Genomic DNA, 23,333 nt, shown 5'->3' with positions numbered 1-23,333 from the left:
TATTTTTATGTGCTTACCTCCGCATTGGCTGCGCAGGTTACAGACACTGTGGATGCCGGTGCACATAGTCCAGTATATTTTCATAATCCTGCAGAACATCGATTTCCGACCAGTAGTGCCCTGCGATATCCTGTACCGGAATCTGCTTCTGCGGTATCATGGAATACAGTGTATTCTCCCACCAAAGCTGACAATCACCTTCATGGACGAGCAGCTCCAGCTGTTTGCGAAAGCAGGCGATCTCCTGCTTCTGTATCCGGGCAATGCCGACATACTCACTGGTACGCTCAGCCTCCGGCATATCCTTTCCATAATCTGTCAGGATTCCGTTTTCACAATGGAAGAAATAATCTCCGCTCAATCTGCGGGAGCTGTCTGCCAGTAAAACGATTCCACGCTGATCCGCAAGCAGAAGGTCAAGAATATCCTGCTGCCAGAAAACATCCGCATTCGCAAGCAGAAGATCCTGTGTTTCATCCAGCTGTTCTCTGGAAAACCAGAGGGATGCGATGCTGTTGGTAACCCTATAAAACGGATTTTCATAAAACGTGATTGGATAATCACGGAGTGCTTCCCTGATCAGATATCCTTTAAAGCCCAGACAGATGCATACCTCCATATGATTGTTCAGCAGCAGCTCGACCGTATGGCGGATCAGAGGCCCGTTGCCGATATCCAGCAAACACTTCGGTTCATTTGTTTTCGTGGCGATACGGGTACCCATACCGGCTGCCATTAGAATTGCTTTCATTTTCCATACTCCCTCAGCCCGTCGCACAGGGCATCATAATCACACAGCTTCAGATTTCCCAGATGCCCCACACGCAGCATACGCTCCCTCATTGCTCCTCCGCTCGGGGTCAGTGTGATGGCACAGCTCTTTTTCAGAAACTGATAAACCTTCTGCGCATCACCGTCAAACAGCAGTGGAGTCAGGGCGTTGCTGAGAGGAAAGTGTGGAAGCTGTATTTCCAGCTTTTGAACTCTGCTTCGAAAGTAGGCAGCACGCGTTGCGATCCGCTGCTGTTCAAGGACAAAGCCATCCCCCTGTAAGTGCTGCAATCGCTCATGAAGCTCCATAAGGATACCCACTGCCGGTGTGTTGGGAGTCTGTCCCCTCTCCATATTGCGTGCATGCTCCTTTAAGCTCAAATACAGGCAGATATCATCTTTGGGCTCGACCATATCGCGATAGAAGGATTCCTGCAAAACCACCATCGACAATCCACAGGACAATGCCAGTGCTTTCTGAGAGGAAAGAATCAAGACATCGATTCCCATTTGGTCCATATCCAGCGGATCAGCCATAAAGCTGCTGATGGCATCCACAATCAGATACATATTCTTTGCTTTCGTAAATGCAGAAAGCAGCTGAATATCATAAAGCTGTCCGGTGCTTGTTTCATGCAGATTGACAAGCAGGGCACAATATTCATTTTGAAAAAAAGCGTCCAGGTGTTCCTTTCGCAATGCCTCCAGCTCCTGCAGACACAGCTCATCATAGGGTATCCCGTAAATTCTGCACAGCTGCACAAAGCGCTCGCCAAAGCTCCCTCCGCGAAGTATCAGTACCTTGTCCTGTCTGCGAAAGCTGCAGGCAACAACCGCCTCCATTGCTGCACTTCCGCTGCCGCACAGAAATAATGCTCTTCCTTTACGACAGCCGCATAAGGTCAGCAGCTGCTGTTCGTTTTCCTTCATGATGGATGAGAATTCATCATTGCGAAAGTATGGCAGCTGTGTACCGCTGACCTGTAATGTTTCAGGATACATCTCAACAGGTCCCACTGTGAACAATTTCATAGTATCATCTCCAGTTGTTTGTTCATATTTTAGATTATATTATGCAAATAAGAAAAATACAACTGAATTTTTAATCATATTTTGTTCATATTCTAAAATGTATTTCTCATTTTGAAACGAACAAAAAGATTTGGACAGATTCTTTTTCATTCCCATCCTTTGGATATTTTGATTCTATGGTACATGTACAGAAAGAAAAGCGCGGTGTCTATTTAATCATATGTATAGGACTGTAATCAGCTACTTTTATCAGCTGTGGTCCGTCAGCTTGATTGGCCTGTGTTCTATGAGTATGTTAAAAAGCCATATTGTGGAAAGGTTCTTACTCGATTGTGGTTAATTTTAACTAAAGGAGAATGCAATCCTATCGTAATTTATCAATAAAATTTGAATTCTCCCTTTTGCAACGAACCTAAAGTAAAAGCCTGTGAAAATCCCTGCTTGCTGTTTTCTACAATATTTTATAGTGCTTGCGCCAATCTCGATATTCTTGTTTTAATCTCCTGTTTCTTCATAAACATGGGAGGTTATGATTCATGTAGGTATAACAAATCAATCAGTGATATGATAGCGTGTGCTCCTTTCTGTATGAGTTTACTGCCCTACGTAATTTCGTTTTTGCCCTTATCTATGCTATTATCTGCAATTAGATCCGTGAATAGTGACAAATCTTCCAAAAAAAGCTATAAAAAGGCAAAATGCCTATTGCAATTTCTAAAAATTATTGTATAATATTAAAGCAACATGTTTCAAAAAGAATATGTCAGATGGTTCCGTAGCCAAGTGGTAAGGCAATAGACTGCAACTCTGTGATCATCGGTTCAAATCCGATCGGAACCTCCATTTTTGTTGGGATCGTGGCGAAATAGGCAGACGCAACGGACTTAAAATCCGTTGGGAGTTAATCCCGTGTGGGTTCAAGTCCCACCGTTCCCACCATTCAGAAAAACAGTCCTTGAAAAAGGACTTTTTTTATATAAATACTATGGAAGTGCTATGTGAACTATTTTCAGGGAACGGTGGACGATTCAGCAAGAAACCTGTCTTATACAGTCTTCACCGCATACAACCTCTTTCACCTTATTGTGCTGACTGAAAATGTGAATGAAGGAAAAAGCGACACAGCGTTTTATGGAGGTATCTTACATGCAGGTCCTCCCTCATGAAAACAATAAGCACCTGCTTCCAGAGCAGACCACCTTCAAAGTGGTAATGGATACACCTGAAAAAATATAGGAGAATGATAGTATGAGCAATCTGTTTGATTATCTTACATGGAGAAATGATTTAACGTTTTCAAAAGTTCCCTGCTGTGCAGTGGATACCCTCATATGCAGCTGTCTATCCTATCTGCGACTGCAGCCGGTGTTTGCCAAACAGGATATGCTCTATGTCAAGCGTGCTTCTGAAATTATAAGGGCGATAAATCCGGAGGAAATTCACTTCCGCGTAAAGGAAGACCTGCAGCTGCTGCATAAAATGGCAGAAGGCAACCGATATGGGAATGTAATACTATGCGGATATGTCGACCATCTGGATCCCTCTATGGAAAAACAGTTTTATGCCCTCACCTGTCTGCTGGAGGATGATGTCATGCTGATAACCTATCGCGGAACAGATAATACACTTGTTGGATGGAAAGAGGATTTTAATATGACCTTTCTGGACACCATTCCCTCCCAAAAGGAAGCGGTACAGTATTTGGAGGCGATGGCAATTGCATATCCCGATCGGCGTATAATCCTATGCGGGCATTCCAAGGGTGGAAACCTTGCGGTCTATGCAGCTGCATTTTGTTCTTTCGCTATACAGAATCGGATACAGCGGGTATACAATCACGACGGCCCGGGTTTTTCCGCAGAAACGCTGCAAGCAGCAGGCTATCGCTCTATTGCACAGCGTATAGAAACCTTTGTTCCACAATCCAGCGTTGTCGGTATGCTGATGGAGCATGAGGAGCATTATACTGTGATTTCCAGTACACAGATTTCCCTATGGCAGCATGACCCCTATTCCTGGGAGGTGCTTGGTCCTGATTTCGTACGACTGGATGCGTTAGATCGCCAGAGCATCGTTCTGGACAGCACCATCAAGCACTGGATCAGTGAGCTGGACCGCTCCCAGAGAGAAGCCTTCACGGATGCTGTGTTTCAGATACTCAGCAACACCAATGCCGCCTCCTTTAAGGAAATGAATGAAAACCGGATGCATAGCACTGCTCTGATTTTGAAAGCATTAAACCGCACGGACAAGCAGACTAAAAAGATGCTTTCCGATATCATCCTGAAGCTGTTGTCCAGTGCGAAAAGTGCCATCGAGACAAATCTTGAAAACGGAAAGCCTACAGACTGATTACGTGTTCTTCAATCCCATGCACAAGCGAGTAAAAAGAGAATATCAAATTCCAGTGAACGATACTGAAATTGCATTCTCTTTTTTTGTATCCTGCATGCATCACTTTGGCCGTATCGTAACGAACAAAATTTCATTATGGGATGCGACCCGCATCGGAAAGCCCCATGTGCCTGCTCCTGACGATACCAGCATGCGATAGCCGACATCATAGTTGCCATATGCTCTTGGGTACGGGATTCTGGTCAGCACAGTATTCGGGAAAATCTGACCGTTATGCGTGTGTCCGGATAGCTGCAGCAACTGTGCATCCAAGTACTCTTCTACAGATTCCGGGCGATGCTCCAGTAAAATCACAGGCTCATTCCCCTGATATTCCTTCGTAAGGGAAGACCAGGAGCGTCTTTCTTCTCCCCGATCCCTTCGTCCGATTATTCTAACACCGTTCACCACTGCAGATTCATCCTGCAAAATATGCACACCTGCAGAGCGCAGCATTGCCTCATATTCCCTGCGCCGCTTCTGTAACAGCTCATGATTCCCGCCTGCATAGTAAACATCTTTATGCAAATCGGAAAGCATTGTACAAAGAGCTTCCATATCCTTTTGTGAAGTTGATTCATCAAATAAATCTCCGCCAAGCAGCACTATATCACATTTCCCAGCCAGACGCTTTATAGTATTATAAGGTGAAGAAAGCGTTGTACCTGCATGCAGGTCAGTGATATACAGAAGCTGTTGTTCCTGTTTCACTCCCTTTAATTCAACAATTTCCTGACGCACCTTTACACGGGCTGCACACCCGATTCCATATACGGAAAACAAAAGCATGACAACAGAAACAAGCACATAGAGCCTTGAATGAAACTCCTTGGAATACCTTCTGCAGTACAGCTTGTGCAGCAAAGCAAGTAGACAAAAGCCTGTCATCTGCGCTACATATACACTGTTCAGTACCAAAACAAGTGCCCCCCGCATCGGCATCGCATCCTTGTACATCGCAAAAAACGGTGTAAAGCGATAAATCAGAAAAACGCTGCCTAGCAGAGATAATATCGATAAAGCATAACGGATCTGCTTTTTCTTATACAGCTTCTTTATCATATGCCAGAAAAACAGCTGCATAAGGATAAGAAGCAACAGACACAAAAGTAAAAACAACTGCATTCTCATGAATTTCACCTTCCCTATTATCCTAGCACAGAACGAGGCTGCTCTCTACCCCGTATCAAAATTTTTGCAAAACCTTTTTTATTTTTGATAAAAGATTACCTATCCGATTTATACAATTATAAAAATTTGTAATGACTTTGCTTTTCATTTGTTACATTCTTTACAAAGGTTGAATGTTCAACTTTTGTATGCTATCATTCTTATAGTTGAGTGGTCAACCATTGGAGGGAAGACATGGATAACAGCAACTATTTGTATTTAAACACCTCGATTCTGTACCGCTGCGGTCAGAAATATTATGATAAGAAATTGAGCGGACACGATATCAATGCAGCACAGATTCTCTTTCTGATTCTTATTTATGAGCAGGAGGGGCTGAACATGCAGCAGCTTGCGCAAAAGGGCTGTTTTGATAAAGGGACTATCACGAAAAGCATTTCCCGTCTGGAGGAGCTTGGTTATGTGACTACACAGAGCAGTCCCCAGGACAAACGTATCCGATCGCTATATACGACTGATAAAACAAAGGACATCATCCGTGATATCTATATGATTCGTCAGCAGTGGTGGGAGCTTTTATCCAAGGATATCGGTGCACAGGAGCTGCAGCAGTTTGAAGCAACGCTCAGCCGTCTGAGTGAAAACGCACGCAAATACGAGCAGCAGGAAGAAGCAGGCATCAAGCTGTTCGGTATTCAAAAGCTGACTCTGCTGGATTACCCGCAGAAAATGGCGAGCACGATTTTCACAGGCGGCTGCAATTTCCGATGCCCCTTCTGCCAGAACAGTGACCTTGTCTTTCTGCCGGAAAACATGCCGGAGCTTCAGGAAGAGGATGTGCTTAGCTTTCTGGAAAAGCGAAAAGGAATTTTGGATGGTGTCTGCATCAGCGGCGGAGAGCCTCTGCTAAATCCGGAGCTGGCAGGATTTCTGAAAAAAATCAAGGACATGGGCTATGCAGTCAAGCTGGATACAAACGGCAGCAGTCCGGATCAGCTGAAGCACCTTGTTGAAGAGGGACTTGTTAATTATGTGGCAATGGACATCAAAAATGCTCCGCAAAAATACAGTGAAACTGCCGGCATCCGCAATCTTGATCTCAGCGGCATACAGGAGAGCATCACCTATCTAAAGGAAGGACATGTTGCTTATGAGTTTCGTACAACCATTGTAAAGGAGCTTCATACAGCTCAGGATATTCAGGATATGGCAGACTGGCTCCAAGGTGCAGCCGCCTGGTATCTGCAAAATTTTGAAGACAGCGACCGTGTTATTCAGAAGGGATTGCATGCGTGGGATGAAGAAACCCTGCAGCAGTTTCAGAAATTGGCGAAAGCGAAGGTTCCAAATACAGAGCTTCGTGGTATATAGAAGGAAAGGAAGAACGATATGTATCAGGTTATTAAAAGAGATGGAAAGATTTCAGAGTTTGACATTGCCAAGATCAGCAATGCCATTCAAAAGGCATTTGATGCGGTGGAACGCCAGTATCATCCAAGCATTATCGATATGCTCGCTTTGCGTGTCACATCCGATTTTGAGCCAAAAATCAGACATGACCGCATTCAGGTGGAGGATATTCAGGACAGCGTGGAGTCCATCCTGATTCAATCCGGTTACGGTGATGTAGCAAAATGCTATATCCTCTATCGGAAGCAGCGGGAAAAAATCCGGAATATGAAATCCACAATTCTGGATTACAAGGAGCTTGTCGACAGCTATGTGAAAGCCACCGACTGGCGCGTAAAAGAAAATTCAACGGTCACCTATTCCGTAGGCGGACTGATTTTGAATAACTCCGGAGCAATCACTGCCAATTACTGGCTGAGTGAAATCTATGATGAGGAAATCGGAAATGCCCATAAGTCCGGTGATATGCATATTCATGATTTGAGCATGCTGACAGGTTATTGTGCCGGCTGGAGTCTGAAGCAGCTGATTCAGGAAGGCCTGGGCGGTGTCGGAGGAAAAATCACCTCCAAACCGGCAAGTCATCTTGCGACACTCTGCAATCAGATGGTAAACTTTCTCGGCATTATGCAGAATGAGTGGGCCGGTGCACAGGCCTTCTCTTCTTTCGATACGTATCTGGCACCTTTTGTAAAAGCGGATAATCTGAACTATGATCAGGTTAAAAAATGTGTGGAGTCCTTCATATATGGTGTCAATACACCAAGTCGCTGGGGTACACAGGCTCCCTTCTCCAATATCACCTTGGATTGGACGGTTCCTGCCGATCTTGCTGAGCTGAATTGCATAATTGGAGGTAAGGAAGTAGATTTTAAATATAAGGATTGTAAAAAGGAAATGGATATGGTGAACAAGGCATTTATTGAAATCATGATTGAGGGAGATGCCAATGGACGTGGTTTCCAGTATCCGATTCCCACCTATTCCATTACCCGTGACTTTGACTGGTCGGAAACAGAAAACAACAAGCTGCTGTTTGAAATGACTGCAAAGTATGGGACACCTTATTTCTCAAACTATGTAAATTCTGATATGGAGCCAAGCGATGTACGAAGCATGTGCTGCCGTCTTCGTCTGGATCTTCGAGAACTGCGTAAAAAAAGCGGTGGATACTTTGGAAGCGGCGAAAGCACCGGCTCTGTTGGTGTAGTCACGATCAACATGCCGCGAATTGCTTACCTTTCAACAGATAAAGAGGATTTCTATAAGCGACTCGATCATCTGATGGATATCGCTGCACGCTCCTTAAAGGTAAAGCGCACGGTCATTTCCAAGCTGCTGGAGGAAGGCTTATATCCATATACCAAACGGTATCTTGGAACCTTTGCGAACCACTTCTCCACATTGGGGCTGATCGGTATGAATGAAGTCGCGTTAAATGCCAAATGGCTTGGCATGGATCTGACACAAAAGGAAGCTCAGAAATTCACAAAAGAGGTTCTGAATCATATGCGTGAGCGTCTGGTAATTTATCAGGAGGAATATGGGGATCTGTATAATCTGGAGGCTACGCCTGCGGAATCAACAACATATCGTCTGGCAAAGCATGACAAGGAACGCTATCCGGATATCATCACTGCTACAGAAGAAGGAAATACACCATATTATACGAACAGCTCTCACTTACCTGTTGGCTATACAGAGGATATTTTTGAAGCACTGGATGTACAGGATGAGCTACAGACCTTGTATACTTCCGGAACTGTGTTCCATGCGTTCTTGGGAGAAAAACTTCCGGATTGGAAAGCAGCAGCAGCGCTGGTAAGAAAAATTGCCGAGAACTACCGCCTGCCTTATTACACCCTTTCTCCCACCTATTCCATCTGTCGAAATCACGGATATATTAACGGGGAGCATTATACATGTCCGCAATGTGGTGGTGCGACTGAGGTATGGAGCCGAATTACGGGATACTATCGACCTGTACAGAATTGGAATGAAGGAAAGAGTCAGGAATTCAAAGAACGTAAGGTTTATGATATCGGACATTCTGTGTTAAAAGGAAAGGATGCCCTTCCACATGTTGAGAAGGAAGCTGATACCGTCAGGGCTGCAAATGAAGAAGGTGTTTTTCTGTTCACAACGAAGACCTGCCCAAATTGTAAAATAGCTGACACCTGGCTGAAAAGCGCTGGAATATCCTATGAAAAAGTGGATGCCGAGGAACAGGCTGAATTAACAAAAAAATTCTCAATTATGCAGGCACCAACGCTGGTCGTATGCAGAGATGGAAGCTGTGAAACATACAGTAATGCATCCAACATTCGTAAGTACATTGATATGATGCAGAAAGCATAAGCAAATAAGAGGATATATTTCATACTGGAATGTATCCTTTTTATGTATTTGGAATTTTTTCTGTTATAATAATAGTAGATGGTTATCCCGCTAAATAATCCAGCGCGAACCATAAGCTCACATGAATTCCCTGGGAGGTTCGCGCATCATTTTGTTCAAATTCACACAAATGTAACAATTTCAACAAAATTTTCATTAACCAAAGTTTTATATTTGTGTAAATTTGTTTCATTTAGGGGATTTCATGGGATTTTTCACGGTCTAGCCTCTCCTGAGGCTAGTGGATCTAAATATTACCAGCTATGGGCGCGACAAAGCTTTACGCTCGTCTAGCCTCTCCTGAGGCTAGTGGATCTAAATAGCCTTTTTTATAAGTTTTCGATTAAGCCAAGCGCCGTCTAGCCTCTCCTGAGGCTAGTGGATCTAAATATTGCTAGGTGGTGCGGCAGGCGCTCTTGTTTCTGTCTAGCCTCTCCTGAGGCTAGTGGATCTAAATAATCATAACGGAGCTGTTATGGGCGATACTCACTTCGTCTAGCCTCTCCTGAGGCTAGTGGATCTAAATTTTAAATTTTCGTCGCAGACATCCCAGTTATAGGTCTAGCCTCTCCTGAGGCTAGTGGATCTAAATAATTATGATAATGTCCTTATGTATTTAGATCCAGTCTAGCCTCTCCTGAGGCTAGTGGATCTAAATATGATTGAAACTAACTACTGTATGAGATTTTACAGTCTAGCCTCTCCTGAGGCTAGTGGATCTAAATCAGTAGGGTCTGCGCCCCCATCTGTAACCACATGTCTAGCCTCTCCTGAGGCTAGTGGATCTAAATAACAATGCAATGATGTACACTGACCAGACATCCAGTCTAGCCTCTCCTGAGGCTAGTGGATCTAAATCTTGTGGTATGTGGCAGTACAGGGGTGACCCTCGTCTAGCCTCTCCTGAGGCTAGTGGATCTAAATATACGTTTCTGTGTTGTCGCTTTTTGCGTTTGCTGTCTAGCCTCTCCTGAGGCTAGTGGATCTAAATATCAACTCAACACAGATTCCAGCAGTTACAGCGGCGTCTAGCCTCTCCTGAGGCTAGTGGATCTAAATAACATGGACAAAGCGGAAATCGAAGCACGACACGGTCTAGCCTCTCCTGAGGCTAGTGGATCTAAATAATGTGTGGAAAGCTGTATAGACATCGCCTGTCTGTCTAGCCTCTCCTGAGGCTAGTGGATCTAAATCCCTCTACACACAGCTACAAACAGCCATGCCAGAGGTCTAGCCTCTCCTGAGGCTAGTGGATCTAAATTCAATTCCTAAGGCAGTTAAAGCATCATTCCAAGTCTAGCCTCTCCTGAGGCTAGTGGATCTAAATATACATATCAAGCATCATTTCAAGACCATCAATGTCTAGCCTCTCCTGAGGCTAGTGGATCTAAATACCATACACAGAGAGCTTGCGGAATGCGTCCCTGCAGTCTAGCCTCTCCTGAGGCTAGTGGATCTAAATATTAACACTTCTTTTCCTTTCTTTCGCAGCTTTACGTCTAGCCTCTCCTGAGGCTAGTGGATCTAAATTCAAAACGGCGATGCTATCGTTCTGGTCGAACACAGTCTAGCCTCTCCTGAGGCTAGTGGATCTAAATCTGTTTGGTAAGGTGCAAGATATAGTTATATCCGGTCTAGCCTCTCCTGAGGCTAGTGGATCTAAATGTTCTCTTGATACCGCTTCTTGCTCCGCTATAGAGTCTAGCCTCTCCTGAGGCTAGTGGATCTAAATAATCCTTCTAATCAGGTGCTCACTAAGCGATACCCCCTAGTCTCTCCTTAGGCTCACAAACCAAATAATAAACAATACTCCAGTAATACTTTCTCATCACTTACCAGAAGGATTGCTATATGGAGTAAAATCAGGCACCTGTCCATTCACAATCTGTACAACCAACGGTATCTCCGTTTTCGTCTCCAGCTCTGACGTACTCAAAAAAGTTATAACCTGCGCATTCACCTTAACAACAAGTGATATTTTAATCATGGTGTTGTTGATTCCATATGGCTTTGATTCCGTTTTTATCTCTCCTGTAACATCATTCAGCATCCGCATACGCACTCTGATTTTCGGCCCCTTATCATATAAAAAGAAAATATGACTCAGATAACCTGCCGGTACTTCATACAAAACTCCATCCTCATAGAAGACATCCTTCGTCGTAGGATCCTTTTTACCATCCTGTGCAGCCAGCAGTGATTTATCAATCGTATTCAATGCCGAATACAACAGCTGATTTAATTTATACGAATCATATTCAATACTGGTTATATCCCCGTTCTTTGTGCGATTTATTTTAAACAGCGCATCGGTATCATATTCAATATCCGCCAGCACTTCCTTCACAATATTATTGATTGCAAACCCTGTATGCTGCTTGGCAATCGCCTGAAGCTGCGGCTCCATATACGTATTAAATGAACGGACAACACATCCAAATCCAAGAACGATCGCGACCAGCAGAAGAATCAGCTTCTGCTTTTTATATTTCCTGCTTTTGACTTTTCTCATTGAGCATCCTGCCTCTATTAACAATAAAAGCATCCTCCATTAAAACAGTATATGAAAGCATACCTGAAAACATGTGTATCCATTATGCACAAAAAAAAGATGCAGTTTTCGCATCTTACAGCTGATCCAGCACGTCGAATCGATCCAGTGTCTTGCAATCCGCAATCACAACCAGATGATCCTCCTTCTGTATTTTATACTCTGCATCCGGGCACACATTCAAATGCTCCTGCAAATAAGAACGAATGCCCACAACATTGATACCGAATCTTCGGCGCAGATCAAGTTCAATCAGAGATTTTCCTACCCACTGTGGCGGCGTAGGTATTTCCACGATACTGTACTCCTTATCCAGATCCACAACATCGATAATATTTTTCCCTAATACGCCCTTGGCAACCTGTTCGCCCATTTCCTTCTCCGGGCGTACAACCTTATTGGCTCCAAGCTCCGTGAATATCTGCATATAGCGCTTGTTTTTTGCCTTTGCCACGATATACGGAACACCCAGCTCCTTCAGATTGATAATGCCCATCACACTCTCCTCAAGGTGGCTCCCCATACTTACAATCGCAATATCACAATCCTGTACACCCGCCTCGCGCAGCTGATTGATATCGGTAATATCACACATCATACTCTGCGTAACGATATCCGCCATGCGATCTACGCATTTTTCGTCATTATCCAGAGCAATCACCTCGCAATTATAGCTGCTCAATGTCTTCGCTACTGTTGAACCGAAAATCCCTAATCCGAGTACAACATACTGTCTGTTTGAAATCTTTTTCATTTTTCTATCTCCTTATCCCACAATTATGTTTCCATTTGGGAATGATACCTTATTGGCTGAATTTCTATTTGGCTTATTACGTGTCAATGACAATATCAGTGTGGAAATACCGATACGTCCGACATACATGAGGAAGATGATGATCAGCTTGCCTCCCACACCAAGAGAGGTAGTGATTCCAAGACTCGAGCCTACGGTCGCCATTGCGCTCACCGCTTCAAAGGAAAGACTCAAAAACGGCTTTTGCTCAACGATATTCAACAGGAAAATCCCGGTAAACAACACAACCAGATTGATGAAGAAAATTCCCATTGCTCGAATGATGATTCCTCTTCCGATTTTCCTGTGAAGAACAACGGTGTGCTCCCTCCCCTTCAAAGAGGAGATAATATAGATGACAAGCACCGCAATCGTCGTCGTTTTGATACCACCTGCCGTACCTCCCGGAGAACCACCGATAAACATGACAACCATCATCAGCAAATCGGTTGCAGGCTTCAAGCCAGCATAGTTAATTGTTGTAAAGCCTGCCGTTCGAAGTGCTATGGATTCAAACATTGCAGTCATCAGCTTCTCGAATATATTGAAATCTCCCAGCGTTCTGGAATTTGTGAACTCCACCAGCATAATCAGCAGTCCGGGTATGATAATCAGAAACAGACTGACACTCAATACGATTTTGGTATGCAGAGACAGAGAATGTCTGAACTTCTTGAATGTGATCCGACGATGCAGCAGCGGTCCCACCTTATCCCGAATATCAAACCAGACAGCAAAACCCAGACCACCCAGTACAATCAGCGCCATAATTGTCAGACACATCAGCGGATCATGCACATATTCCTGAAGACTCACCGATCCAAGCGTATCGAACCCGGCGTTACAGAAAGCTGAAACAGCCAGAAATACCGCTTTAAAGCTGCCATCCACAAGTCCGAAGCGCGGTATCATGCGAAACGATATCAGAATCGCACCCACAGCCTCAAAAAACAAGGTATAGTACAGGATGTCCAGCAGAAACTTCCGCATATTTACGACCCTGTCCTGATTCAGCATTTCCTTCATAGCGATTTTCTCATTCATAGAGAGACGGTTTTTCACAATCAGAATAAAGACCGCCATAAATGTCATCAGTCCAAGACCGCCTACCTGAATCAGCAGAAGCAGAATCAGCTGACCAAACCAGTTAAGCTGATCAGCAACCGTAAATACACTCAATCCGGTTACGCAGGTAGCACTGGTTGCCGTAAACAAAGCATCCAGCCAGTTCAAAAACTGAAAATTCTTATTGGAAATCGGCAGCATCAGCAGCAGTGTTCCGCTGAGAATCACAAGCAGGAAGCTCGATGCAATCTTCTGTGCAGGAGATAGTTTTTTGAATCCCAGCACCGAATGAATAAAATTTGTCATATCAATTTAACCAGACTTTCTTTCTATTTGTTCGCAGGAAACTGACATAATCCTATGCAGTCTTCACCTTTTATTTATACAGAACAGACAGCGGCCGCTGAAAGATGTATCAAATATATTCTACACATATTATATTTTTTTACAATACGCTTTTCTAAAAAACATATAAACTTTCCCAATACTTTTTCTAATGCCGCAAAAAAAGGCTCCTTTCCTATCGAAAAAAGCCTTTTCTATGCTATGAATTAGTAATTCTCTTTGCGAACCTCGAAGTAAGAACGCGGGTGATTGCATACCGGACATACCTCTGGAGCCGTTTTTCCAGTGTGCAGGTGTCCGCAGTTCAGACATTCCCACAGGGTTTCCTCTGCTTTTTCAAACACAGTACCATCCTCGATATTGTTCAGCAGAGCAACATAGCGCTGTTCATGTGTTTTCTCAATAGCCAGAACGCCTTCCATCGTATCAGCGATGTCATCAAAGCCTTCCTCGCGTGCTTCCTTTGCCATACGTGCATACATGTCTGTCCACTCGAAGTTTTCACCGGCAGCAGCATCCTTCAGATTGGTAACCGTATCCGGCATACCGTCATGCAGCAGCTTAAACCACAATTTTGCATGCTCCTTTTCATTGTTTGCTGTCTGTTCGAAAATATTGGAAATTTGAACATAACCGTCTTTCTTCGCCTTGGAAGCATAATACGTATACTTGTTTCTTGCCATGGATTCTCCGGCAAATGCCTCATTCAGGTTCTTTTCTGTCTTTGTTCCTTTTAAGTTCATATTTTTTCCTCCTTTTAAGCAGTCTTCGCCCCATTGTATGTAAATCCTGCTGTCCTTATGCGTTCAACCGCCGAACTGCAGGAAATAGAAAGCGTTGACAGCCTCTTTACCGATATTTATATTATACTCTACTTTTCCAATTATTTCATTCTTTTTTCTATGAACCCATCATTTCCCACAATACAGAAATTTTTCACAGTTTATGACAAAAATAGAATTTTTATTCGCATTTCTCCAATTTTTTTCTATTTTCTTTTTGATTTTTAAATTTTTTCATGTTTTTATATACAAAAAATTCATTTTGCAGTAAAATTCCACTATAGGAGGAATCTATCATGGCAGAAAAACACCCTTTTGATGATTTTGGAATCAATCTCTTTAGTGAATGTGTGATGAAGGAATGTCTCCCTCATCCGATTTATAAAAAATGGAAAACCGCAACCCGCAAGGAGGATGCGCTGGATCGTCCGACGGCAGATGCGATTGCGCATGCAATGAAGACATGGGCAATGGACAAGGGAGCGACGCATTTTACGCACTGGTTCCAGCCGCTGACCGGCTCCACTGCCGAAAAGCATGACAGCTTTATCGAGCCTGGGGATCACGATCAGCCGATTTCCAGATTCAGCGGGAAGTCCCTGATCAAGGGCGAGGGGGATGCCTCCTCTTTTCCAAGCGGCGGTTTACGGGCAACCTTTGAGGCACGCGGGTATACGTATTGGGATTGTACCTCCCCGGCCTTTCTGCGGGATAACGTTCTCTGTATCCCTACCATCTTTGTTTCATACAACGGAGAAACCCTGGATAAAAAGGCACCTCTTTTAAAATCAGCGGAAGCGATCAGCAAGCAGGCCACCCGCATTGTCAATCTGTTTAAGGATAAGGATATCAAGCATGTCAATGCTATGGTCGGTCTGGAGCAGGAATACTTTTTGATTGATAAAAGGATGTATCTGGAGCGGAAGGATCTGGTGCATACCGGACGCACGCTGTTTGGTTCCATGCCGCCAAAGAGTATGGATATTCGCGGTCATTACTTTGGAAGCATCCCTTCCCGTGTACAGGCCTTCATGACAGAGGTGGATGAGGAGCTGTGGAAGCTTGGAATCTATGCAAAGACCGAGCACAACGAGGTAGCTCCCTGTCAGTTTGAAATCGCACCGCTGTTTATCGATGCCAATGTTGCGGTGGATCAAAATCTGATCATCATGGATGTGTTGAAGAAAAAGGCGGATAAGCACGGTATGGCATGCCTGCTTCACGAGAAACCGTTTCAAGGCGTGAACGGAAGCGGAAAGCACAACAACTGGTCACTGGTTACCGATGATGGACAGAATCTTCTGGAGCCGGGGGACCGCCCGCATGAAAACATTCGTTTCCTGTTGTTTGTCTGTGCAATCATCGAGGCTGTGGATACATATCCGGAGCTGCTTCGTATGGCGGCAAGCTGCTATGGGAATGATTACCGGCTGGGAGCTGATGAAGCACCGCCGGCTGTTGTTTCCATCTGTATGGGTGATGAGCTGGAAATCATTCTGGAAAAGCTGCGTAACGGTGAACATGAAATCAAACCGGATGTGGAGACACAGCCATATGCGATTGCGAATCTGTCGTATGTACCAAAGGATACCAGTGATCGAAACCGCACCTCTCCCTTCGCCTTTACCGGTAATAAATTTGAATTCCGTATGGTAGGAAGCAGTCGCAGTGCATCAACGACAAACATTATCTTGAATTCCATTGTTGCGGATTCACTGCGCAGTATTGCCGACACTTTGCAGCAGTATAAATACATTGACGATATCCGCAAGAAGTCCCTGGACATCTGCCGTGATATTCTGCGCAAGCATTCCCGTATTCTGTTTTCCAAGGATGGCTACAGCGAGGAATGGCTTCAGGAGGCACAGGAACGCGGATTGCCGAACATTAAGCATTATGTGGACAGCATCTATTCCATGCTGGATGACAAGGCAGTGGAAATGTTTGAGCGAAACAAGGTATATGACCGGCTGGAGCTGGAGGCCCGCGTTGATATTCTGACAGAGGAATACCGTAAATCCGTCAAAGCGGAGGTGCTGACGCTGCTGGATATCAGTAAAAAGGATATCCTCCCTGCTCTCGTTCGTGAAATCAAATTTTATACAGATGCACAGAATTCTCTTGGTACAGAGAACAGCTATTATCAGCGGAAAATCAAGCATTTGTGTGATCTGTTAGCCACCTTTGATGAACGCTATCATGATTTGAAGAAGCATATGATTGAGCGTCAGCAGTATCCGGATAATATGGAAAAGGCACAGTATCTCAATCAGGTGATCGTTCCGAAAATGGAGGAGCTGCGCGCAGTGATTGATGCGATTGAGGAAGCGGTATCCTCGGATAATTACCCGTTTCCAACCTATGATGATATGTTTATCTCCATGCAATAGCATTGCGTCGTCTGTCAGTGACAGGCGGCTTTTTTTATTCGCTTTGTCTGTGTTAATAATTTATTTATACTTTTGAAACAGCAAATTCATAAACGGTGGAATTTGTTAAGATTTCGTAAGCGTATTTCTCTGTTTTAACAAAATGTTAACAAAACCTGCTTGTTTCTTTTTCCTTCGTTATTTATACTAAAGCCGACTTGATAAGGAAAGGAAGCGATGATGTATGACCATTCAAAATGTATTATCTCTGTTGGGAGGTCTGGCACTGTTCCTATATGGAATGCATATGATGAGTGTCGGTCTGGAAACGGCTGCCGGGGACCGCATGAAAGCCATTCTGGAAAAGCTGACCAGCAACCGCCTGCTCGGTGTTGCCGTAGGAGCCGGCATCACTGCCGTTATCCAAAGCTCCTCTGCCACAACCGTTATGGTTGTCGGCTTTGTGAACAGCGGACTGATGACGCTGAATCAGGCAGTCTGGATTATTATGGGGGCCAATATCGGCACGACGATTACCGGGCAGCTGATTGCCCTGGATGCCTCCCGCATTGCCCCGCTGGTTGCCATCATCGGTGTTGTCATGGTGACCTTCCTGAAAGGAAAGCGCATCAATTCCATTGGAGACATTCTCGCAGGGCTTGGAATATTGTTTATCGGTATGGATATGATGTCCAATTCCATGACACCGCTGCAGGACTCTCCTGTATTCCTGAATGCCATGACCTCCATTTCCAATCCGCTGCTTGCGATTGCTCTGGGAGCCGGTTTTACTGCACTGATTCAAAGCTCCTCCGCATCCGTGGGAATATTACAGGCTCTGGCTTTGAGCGGACTGATTCCACTGTCCAGCTCGATTTATATCATCTTCGGACAGAATATCGGTACCTGCATTACCGCCGTGCTGGCATCCCTGAGTGCGAACCGAAATGCCAAGCGGACAACCATTATTCACTTATCCTTTAATATTATCGGAACCATGCTGTTCTTCTGCTTTATCCATATCTTTCCGTTTGTGGACTGGATGTGTGAAATCACTGCAAACCCGGCGGCACAGATCGCCAATACCCATACGATTTTCAATATCGTAACGACCCTGATTCTATTGCCGTTTGGAAACCGTCTGGCTCATCTCGCACAGCTGCTGATGCCGATACGCAAAGAAGAGTATCAAAGGGATGAAGCAAATCTGCCGCTTGCCTTTGTTGATGTCAATAATATTGGCAGTGTTCCGATTGCCATCTCCTCCCTGCGCAAGGAAGCGCTGGCGATGCTGAAAATGGCACAGACCAATTTGATCGAAGCACTGCACGGCGTTTGTCAAGAAGCATGTAGCATACAGGATATCGAAAAGCGTGAAAAGCGGATCGATTCCATCAATTATCAGATTTCCGATTATATGACCTCTGTATCCACCCTACCTATGAATCCCACTGCATCCAATACAATCAATGCACTGTTTAAATGCTATGCGGATATCGAACGCATCGGAGATCATGCAATCAATATTCTGCAATACACTAAAAATGAAAAGGAGCGTCTGCAGGATGTCGGTGTGATTCGTGAGGAGCTGATGCAGCTGGAGGAGCTGCTGGATAAAAGCTTCCAGCTGTTGTATACAAACCGTTTGGAATCACAGGATGAAAGTCTTTTGAAAATAGAACGCATAGAGGCCCGTATTGATGAATTAACGGCAGAATTCAGAAACCGGCAGATCGAACGCATGGTGCATAAGCAGATACATGCAAGAGATTGTGTTATCTACTCGGAAATCATGACAGATATCGAACGTGTCAGCGACCATATCATGAATATTATTGAAGAATGCCGCCGCTGCAGCTTTACCTTGAATGACGAGGAATTAAAGGATATGCCGCTGATTCAGGAATGTGCTGCATAATAAAACTTACAACGGTAGTAAAACAGGAACGCTGTATCCAGAGACTGTTTGTATGGAAAGCTGATGAACGCGTCAGCATTGGGTAAAAAACAGTGTGTAGCTTTATTTTTTCGGAAGCTATTGGCATTTACTTTGCATGTGCATCACAACACCATCCTTATGAACAGGAAAACCACATACTTCACAACTGCATCTGCAGTTCTTTCCTAAATTCAATTTCAGCCGTATTCAAATATCCCTTCGATATTTCATAAACAGACACCAGCTCTTATCGTGCACAGATACCGCATTTTCCACATGCAGGCAATACAGCGGTTCTTTCTCGATTGTAGGGTAATATAAAACAGGGAGACTTCAACACTATTGTATGTATCAATAGAAGCTGAAGTCTCCCTTTTGCATACACCCCAAAGTAAGAAAGAACCAATTTTCTATGCTGGAAGAATTCAACGATATCCAGGGCATCCAGCTCCAGCTGTGCCAATTCTGTTTGCAGGGCATCTTTCCAGCACCTGCTTATGTTACCTCGATATAGATGCAGGCTTTTTGATTTTCCGTATTTCCATCACAGCCTGCTTACTGTTTACAGCGATAGCGAAGACATCGACTCATGCAGTCATTTCACTGCAAATCTTAACCGTTATATTACATTTTCGACTGGAAAACGGTTTCAAATGAGGTTTATAAATATTTTGTGTTAATTATTAACAGAGTCTTAACAAAACCTATATTGTATGAATATCTGTTTCCCGATATACTAAAACTATGTTCGTAACAATACTCGAACAGGAGGTTATGTATTCATGACATTTGATAGTATTCTGAAATTATTTGGGGGCCTTGCCCTGTTCCTGTATGGTATGCATATGATGAGCTCCGGTCTGGAGGGAGCTGCGGGAGATCGTATGAAAACCATTCTGGAAAGACTGACCAGCAACCGTTTTCTGGGCATTATCGTGGGAGCGGCCATCACAGCAGTAATCCAGAGCTCTTCTGCCACTACCGTTATGGTTGTCGGCTTTGTGAATTCACAGCTGATGACATTGAATCAGGCAGTCTGGATCATCATGGGTGCCAATATCGGTACGACGATCACCGGACAGCTGATTGCCCTGGATGCATCCAAGATCGCACCGCTTGTGGCTATCTTCGGTGTTGTACTGGTCACGTTTCTCAAAGGCAAGAAGGTCAATGCCTTCGGCGAGATCTTTGCCGGTCTTGGTATCTTATTCATCGGTATGGATATGATGAAGGATGCCATGGTTCCGTTACAGCAAAGTGAGGCATTCATTCATGCCATGACAACAATTTCCAACCCTGTTCTGGCAATTCTGCTGGGCGCTGGCTTCACTGCTCTGATTCAGAGCTCCTCTGCTTCCGTCGGTATCCTGCAGGCACTGGCTGTCAGCGGTCTGATTCCGTTAAGCAGTGCCATCTATATCATTTTCGGACAGAATATCGGTACCTGCATCACATCGGTGCTGGCATCACTTGGCGCCAATCGAAATGCCAAGCGGGCAACCATTATTCACCTGTCCTTTAACATTATCGGTACAATTGTCTTCATGGCGTTTGCGGCTCTTGTTCCGTTTGTATCCTGGATGGAAAGTGTTACCTCCAATCCTGCGGCACAGATTGCCAATACACATACGATATTCAATATCGCCACCACGCTGCTGCTGATACCGTTCGGTTCCCGTCTTGCCAAGCTTGCGCAGGTAATCCTTCCTGTGAAGCAGGAGGAAATTGAGGATGCAGGCTACAACATACCGCTCACCTTTGTAGATGAGGACAATATCGGTTCCGTGCCGATCGCCATTTCCTCTTTACGTAAGGAAGCAATGGCAATGCTCCAGCTGGCAGAAACAAATCTTGCGGAATCCATGGATGCCTTATGCGGGAATGCCTTCAGTCTGGAGAAAATTAAAAAGCGCGAGAAACGCATTGATTATATCAATTACGAAATCACCAATTATATGACGCTGGTCAGCTCTCTGAAAATGAATGAGTCTGATTCCACGACCTGCAACGCCTTATACAAATGCTTTTCCGACATCGAGCGGATCGGCGATCATGCAATCAATATCATACAGTATTCCACCGATGAGGATAATAAGCTTTCAAGCTCAAAATACATAGAGGATGAATTGCATCAGCTGGCTTCCCTTCTTTCCAAGAGCTTCTCACTGCTGTCAACCTACAGCCTGGATTCTCAGGATGAATGCTTTGAAAAAATCGAACGGATCGAGGATCGCATTGACGAGCTGACCGCAAGCTATCGACAAGCACAGATTGAGCGACTGATGGAGAAAAAGGTCAATGCCTTGGATTGTGTCATCTATTCTGAAATACTTACAGATGTGGAGCGTGTATCCGATCATATCATGAACATCATTCAGGAAGCCAAGCGCTGTAACTTCACACTGAGTGATGAGGCTATACAAAGCGACCCTGCCCTGTCTGCAGCCTGAGACACCGAATGGTGTCTTTTTTCATCCCTTCCTTTTTCAGCTGTGTCTGATATATCCGTTTATAGGGTCCTACTTATGTATACAGTCAAATGCTGAACCGGTATGCGCATCCTATGCATACCGGCTGATATCAAATTCACAGCAATCTGCAGGAAGTGCTTCAAATGAACACTTTACTTTCTGATACAGCCTGCAGTTATGATAAACCCTTCACAGGATAAGGAATACAAGGTGTCTTTTTGCGCAGGAGCATGCTATACTTAGAGACAGAGGTGATGTTATGAATATCAGTTCCCGCTGTATTCTATGTCTTTTAAATAAAGAGGAGGCAGGCATACGGGCCTGTTTGGATGAGCATCAGAAAGCAGAGTATCTCAAGGACGTCATGCGAATCATGCTGGAGGCAGACCCCGCAGATACAATGCCTTGGATTTCCGATCAGATTCGTCAGCTACAGCCACCTGTTCCAAGAAGTCTTCCGGATTATGCGAAAATAAAAACGTATTTCAATACCATCCTGCTGGAAATGGAGCCGATGCTGAAAAATGCCATTGAGCAGGAGGTTGATCCTCTTTCCTATGCTCTGCGGCTTTCCCGCTGCGGCAATTACATCGATTTTGGTGCTATGGATCATGTGGATGAGGACATTCTGCGCTCCCTGTTGAAGCAGGTAAAAGAGGAAACACTGGATGCAAGTGTCTATCAACGCTTCCTATCACAGGCGGCAAATAGCAGCAGTGCTCTATCTTTGTGATAACTGCGGAGAAATCGTACTGGATAAGCTACTCATACTGCAGCTGCAAAAGCACTTTCCGCATTTACAGATCACGGTCATGGTACGCGGCGGCGAGGTGCTCAATGACGCGACGATGCGTGATGTCCGGCAGATACATCTGGATGAGGTGTGTCCATGTACAAGCAGCCAGGTACCGCTTGCCGGCTGCGATTTGCGTCATATTGGTGAAGACGCACGAGCACTACTTGCATCCAGCGATATGATTATCGCCAAGGGACAGGCAAACTTTGAATCCCTGTATGGCTGTGGCCTGCCAATCTATTATCTGCTTTTATGCAAATGCGACTACTTCTGCGAACAGTTCCGGATGCACCATCTAAAGGGTATCTTCGCCTATGAAAAGACACTGGAAATATCCAGTGCAAAGTAAGGCGGCGCATGGAACCACGCTATCCGCTAAATCAGGATGTTCAAAACCTTTATAGAGTCTCATCGTAACAGATGATAAAAGGCTTCTTAAACCATTGCGTACAGCAATGCTTTAGAAGCCTCTTTTTCTTATCCGATTCAGGAGATTCCCCATTCACTATCCTATACTGCATACAGGCACTACCCGCTTACTTCTATTCAAGCATTTCATTGAATGCCTTAGACGCTTTGATACTTTTGCATAACCGCTTCATATATACCACCTGCGGCTGGCGGAAGCGTATCAAAGACTCCCGCATTTTGAAGCCCAGAGCCTCCAGCAGTCTGCATGAGCGAATGTTCTTCTTTTGCGTTTCTGCTAGGATGCTTTCCAGCGTTCCCTGTTCTGAAAGAAATACAAGAACAGCGTGGATTGCCTCTTTCGCATAGCCCTGTCCCCAAACCTCCGGTGCAAACTGATAGGAAATCTCCTGCTCCATGCCATTATGATAAGGTCCGATTTCAATCAGTCCCAGTAAGGTAGAATCACTTGTCCTACGCACTGTAAAGCCCTGATTGTCTATCCCCATCATTATATTGCGGAGCTTTTCCTCTGCCCTGGCCTTATCATAAGCACCACCAAGATAGGTACGTACCTCATCATCTGTAAAAAGAATTCGTACATCCGCCAAATCCGATTCCTTTATTTCATATATACTGCATCTATCTGTTTTCAGCATATGATCCTCCCAAAAGAAAA

At 44.5% G+C, this 23,333-nt stretch carries 16 protein-coding genes, 2 tRNA genes and 1 CRISPR repeat array; of the genes, 10 read left to right on the top strand and 8 right to left on the bottom strand.

What is annotated here, in order from left to right; genetic code table 11:
- Positions 1-37 precede the first annotated feature (37 nt).
- Together ACG3M1_RS08385 and ACG3M1_RS08380 are read right to left on the bottom strand one after the other, a co-directional pair.
- Positions 38-751, bottom strand: coding sequence for an NTP transferase domain-containing protein (locus ACG3M1_RS08385; protein ID WP_008819012.1), 714 nt, complete (start codon positions 749-751; stop codon positions 38-40).
- Positions 748-1,803, bottom strand: a complete 1,056-nt coding sequence (locus ACG3M1_RS08380; protein ID WP_009269438.1) for a pyridoxal-phosphate-dependent aminotransferase family protein — start codon at positions 1,801-1,803, stop codon at positions 748-750. The genes ACG3M1_RS08385 and ACG3M1_RS08380 overlap by 4 nt, the downstream gene beginning before the upstream one ends.
- A 769-nt stretch (positions 1,804-2,572) precedes the next feature.
- Between ACG3M1_RS08380 and ACG3M1_RS08375 the strand changes: the two genes are divergently transcribed.
- From ACG3M1_RS08375 to ACG3M1_RS08365, 3 genes are all read left to right on the top strand, one after another.
- Positions 2,573-2,646 (top strand) — tRNA-Cys (locus ACG3M1_RS08375).
- Positions 2,647-2,654: 8 nt separating this feature from the next.
- Positions 2,655-2,742, top strand: a tRNA-Leu gene (locus ACG3M1_RS08370).
- A gap of 309 nt (positions 2,743-3,051) precedes the next feature.
- On the top strand, positions 3,052-4,155 hold the full coding sequence (locus ACG3M1_RS08365; protein WP_009269439.1) for a DUF2974 domain-containing protein: 1,104 nt from the start codon (positions 3,052-3,054) through the stop codon (positions 4,153-4,155).
- A 102-nt stretch (positions 4,156-4,257) separates the two neighbouring features.
- On the opposite strand, the gene ACG3M1_RS08360 is transcribed toward ACG3M1_RS08365, so the two are convergent.
- Positions 4,258-5,328, bottom strand: coding sequence for a metallophosphoesterase (locus tag ACG3M1_RS08360; RefSeq protein ID WP_008819015.1), 1,071 nt, complete (start codon positions 5,326-5,328; stop codon positions 4,258-4,260).
- 234 nt (positions 5,329-5,562) lie between these two features.
- Here ACG3M1_RS08360 and ACG3M1_RS08355 point away from each other — a divergent pair, with 234 nt between their 5' ends.
- The gene (locus ACG3M1_RS08355; RefSeq protein WP_395815171.1) at positions 5,563-6,699 is read left to right on the top strand and encodes an anaerobic ribonucleoside-triphosphate reductase activating protein; all 1,137 of its coding nucleotides are present in this window, start codon (positions 5,563-5,565) and stop codon (positions 6,697-6,699) included.
- 18 nt (positions 6,700-6,717) lie between these two features.
- Positions 6,718-9,096, top strand: coding sequence for a ribonucleoside triphosphate reductase (locus ACG3M1_RS08350; RefSeq protein WP_009269441.1), 2,379 nt, complete (start codon positions 6,718-6,720; stop codon positions 9,094-9,096).
- A 259-nt stretch (positions 9,097-9,355) separates the two neighbouring features.
- Positions 9,356-10,867: a CRISPR direct-repeat array (repeat unit 33 nt; unit sequence GTCTAGCCTCTCCTGAGGCTAGTGGATCTAAAT).
- A 96-nt stretch (positions 10,868-10,963) separates the two neighbouring features.
- Here the strand turns inward: ACG3M1_RS08350 and yunB are convergent.
- From yunB to rbr, 4 genes are all read right to left on the bottom strand, one after another.
- On the bottom strand, positions 10,964-11,647 hold the full coding sequence (yunB, locus tag ACG3M1_RS08345; RefSeq protein WP_008819018.1) for a sporulation protein YunB: 684 nt from the start codon (positions 11,645-11,647) through the stop codon (positions 10,964-10,966).
- Between the two features lie 115 nt (positions 11,648-11,762).
- Positions 11,763-12,440, bottom strand: a complete 678-nt coding sequence (locus ACG3M1_RS08340) for a potassium channel family protein (RefSeq protein WP_002608360.1) — start codon at positions 12,438-12,440, stop codon at positions 11,763-11,765.
- A 12-nt stretch (positions 12,441-12,452) separates the two neighbouring features.
- Entirely contained in the window at positions 12,453-13,850 is a 1,398-nt protein-coding gene (locus tag ACG3M1_RS08335; protein ID WP_009269442.1) for a TrkH family potassium uptake protein, read from the bottom strand.
- Between the two features lie 245 nt (positions 13,851-14,095).
- A complete protein-coding gene (gene rbr, locus ACG3M1_RS08330; protein ID WP_002608358.1) occupies positions 14,096-14,632 on the bottom strand; it encodes a rubrerythrin in 537 nt (178 codons plus the stop codon).
- A gap of 335 nt (positions 14,633-14,967) precedes the next feature.
- Between rbr and ACG3M1_RS08325 the strand changes: the two genes are divergently transcribed.
- From ACG3M1_RS08325 to ACG3M1_RS08305, 5 genes are all read left to right on the top strand, one after another.
- Positions 14,968-17,061 (top strand): glutamine synthetase III, encoded by a 2,094-nt coding sequence (locus ACG3M1_RS08325; RefSeq protein ID WP_009269443.1) that lies wholly within the window; start codon positions 14,968-14,970, stop codon positions 17,059-17,061.
- Positions 17,062-17,284: 223 nt separating this feature from the next.
- Positions 17,285-18,958 carry a Na/Pi cotransporter family protein gene (locus ACG3M1_RS08320; protein ID WP_008819021.1) on the top strand — a complete coding sequence of 558 codons (1,674 nt, stop codon included), beginning with the start codon at positions 17,285-17,287 and terminating at the stop codon, positions 18,956-18,958.
- Positions 18,959-19,761: 803 nt separating this feature from the next.
- A complete protein-coding gene (locus tag ACG3M1_RS08315) occupies positions 19,762-21,429 on the top strand; it encodes a Na/Pi cotransporter family protein (protein ID WP_009269444.1) in 1,668 nt (555 codons plus the stop codon).
- A gap of 280 nt (positions 21,430-21,709) precedes the next feature.
- Complete coding sequence (locus ACG3M1_RS08310; protein ID WP_008819023.1) at positions 21,710-22,183, top strand: ARMT1-like domain-containing protein; 474 nt, start codon at positions 21,710-21,712, stop codon at positions 22,181-22,183.
- The gene (locus ACG3M1_RS08305) at positions 22,119-22,595 is read left to right on the top strand and encodes an ARMT1-like domain-containing protein (RefSeq protein ID WP_009587856.1); all 477 of its coding nucleotides are present in this window, start codon (positions 22,119-22,121) and stop codon (positions 22,593-22,595) included. The genes ACG3M1_RS08310 and ACG3M1_RS08305 overlap by 65 nt, the downstream gene beginning before the upstream one ends.
- A 193-nt stretch (positions 22,596-22,788) precedes the next feature.
- Here ACG3M1_RS08305 and ACG3M1_RS08300 read toward each other — a convergent pair whose 3' ends face one another.
- Complete coding sequence (locus ACG3M1_RS08300) at positions 22,789-23,313, bottom strand: GNAT family N-acetyltransferase (RefSeq protein ID WP_008819025.1); 525 nt, start codon at positions 23,311-23,313, stop codon at positions 22,789-22,791.
- Positions 23,314-23,333: the final 20 nt, after the last annotated feature.

The organism is Clostridium sp. 10cd* (assembly GCF_044336395.1).
Taxonomy (GTDB): domain Bacteria; phylum Bacillota_I; class Bacilli_A; order Erysipelotrichales; family Erysipelotrichaceae; genus Clostridium_AQ; species Clostridium_AQ innocuum.
This window is presented reverse-complemented; position numbering and strand designations above follow the sequence as displayed.

Coding starts and splice junctions, on each gene's coding strand:
- ACG3M1_RS08385 (WP_008819012.1), bottom strand. CDS start 751: ATGAAAGCAATTCTAATGGCAGCCGGTATGGGTACCCGTATCGCCACG.
- ACG3M1_RS08380 (WP_009269438.1), bottom strand. CDS start 1,803: ATGAAATTGTTCACAGTGGGACCTGTTGAGATGTATCCTGAAACATTA.
- ACG3M1_RS08365 (WP_009269439.1), top strand. CDS start 3,052: ATGAGCAATCTGTTTGATTATCTTACATGGAGAAATGATTTAACGTTT.
- ACG3M1_RS08360 (WP_008819015.1), bottom strand. CDS start 5,328: ATGAGAATGCAGTTGTTTTTACTTTTGTGTCTGTTGCTTCTTATCCTT.
- ACG3M1_RS08355 (WP_395815171.1), top strand. CDS start 5,563: ATGGATAACAGCAACTATTTGTATTTAAACACCTCGATTCTGTACCGC.
- ACG3M1_RS08350 (WP_009269441.1), top strand. CDS start 6,718: ATGTATCAGGTTATTAAAAGAGATGGAAAGATTTCAGAGTTTGACATT.
- yunB (WP_008819018.1), bottom strand. CDS start 11,647: ATGAGAAAAGTCAAAAGCAGGAAATATAAAAAGCAGAAGCTGATTCTT.
- ACG3M1_RS08340 (WP_002608360.1), bottom strand. CDS start 12,440: ATGAAAAAGATTTCAAACAGACAGTATGTTGTACTCGGATTAGGGATT.
- ACG3M1_RS08335 (WP_009269442.1), bottom strand. CDS start 13,850: ATGACAAATTTTATTCATTCGGTGCTGGGATTCAAAAAACTATCTCCT.
- rbr (WP_002608358.1), bottom strand. CDS start 14,632: ATGAACTTAAAAGGAACAAAGACAGAAAAGAACCTGAATGAGGCATTT.
- ACG3M1_RS08325 (WP_009269443.1), top strand. CDS start 14,968: ATGGCAGAAAAACACCCTTTTGATGATTTTGGAATCAATCTCTTTAGT.
- ACG3M1_RS08320 (WP_008819021.1), top strand. CDS start 17,285: ATGACCATTCAAAATGTATTATCTCTGTTGGGAGGTCTGGCACTGTTC.
- ACG3M1_RS08315 (WP_009269444.1), top strand. CDS start 19,762: ATGACATTTGATAGTATTCTGAAATTATTTGGGGGCCTTGCCCTGTTC.
- ACG3M1_RS08310 (WP_008819023.1), top strand. CDS start 21,710: ATGAATATCAGTTCCCGCTGTATTCTATGTCTTTTAAATAAAGAGGAG.
- ACG3M1_RS08305 (WP_009587856.1), top strand. CDS start 22,119: ATGCAAGTGTCTATCAACGCTTCCTATCACAGGCGGCAAATAGCAGCA.
- ACG3M1_RS08300 (WP_008819025.1), bottom strand. CDS start 23,313: ATGCTGAAAACAGATAGATGCAGTATATATGAAATAAAGGAATCGGAT.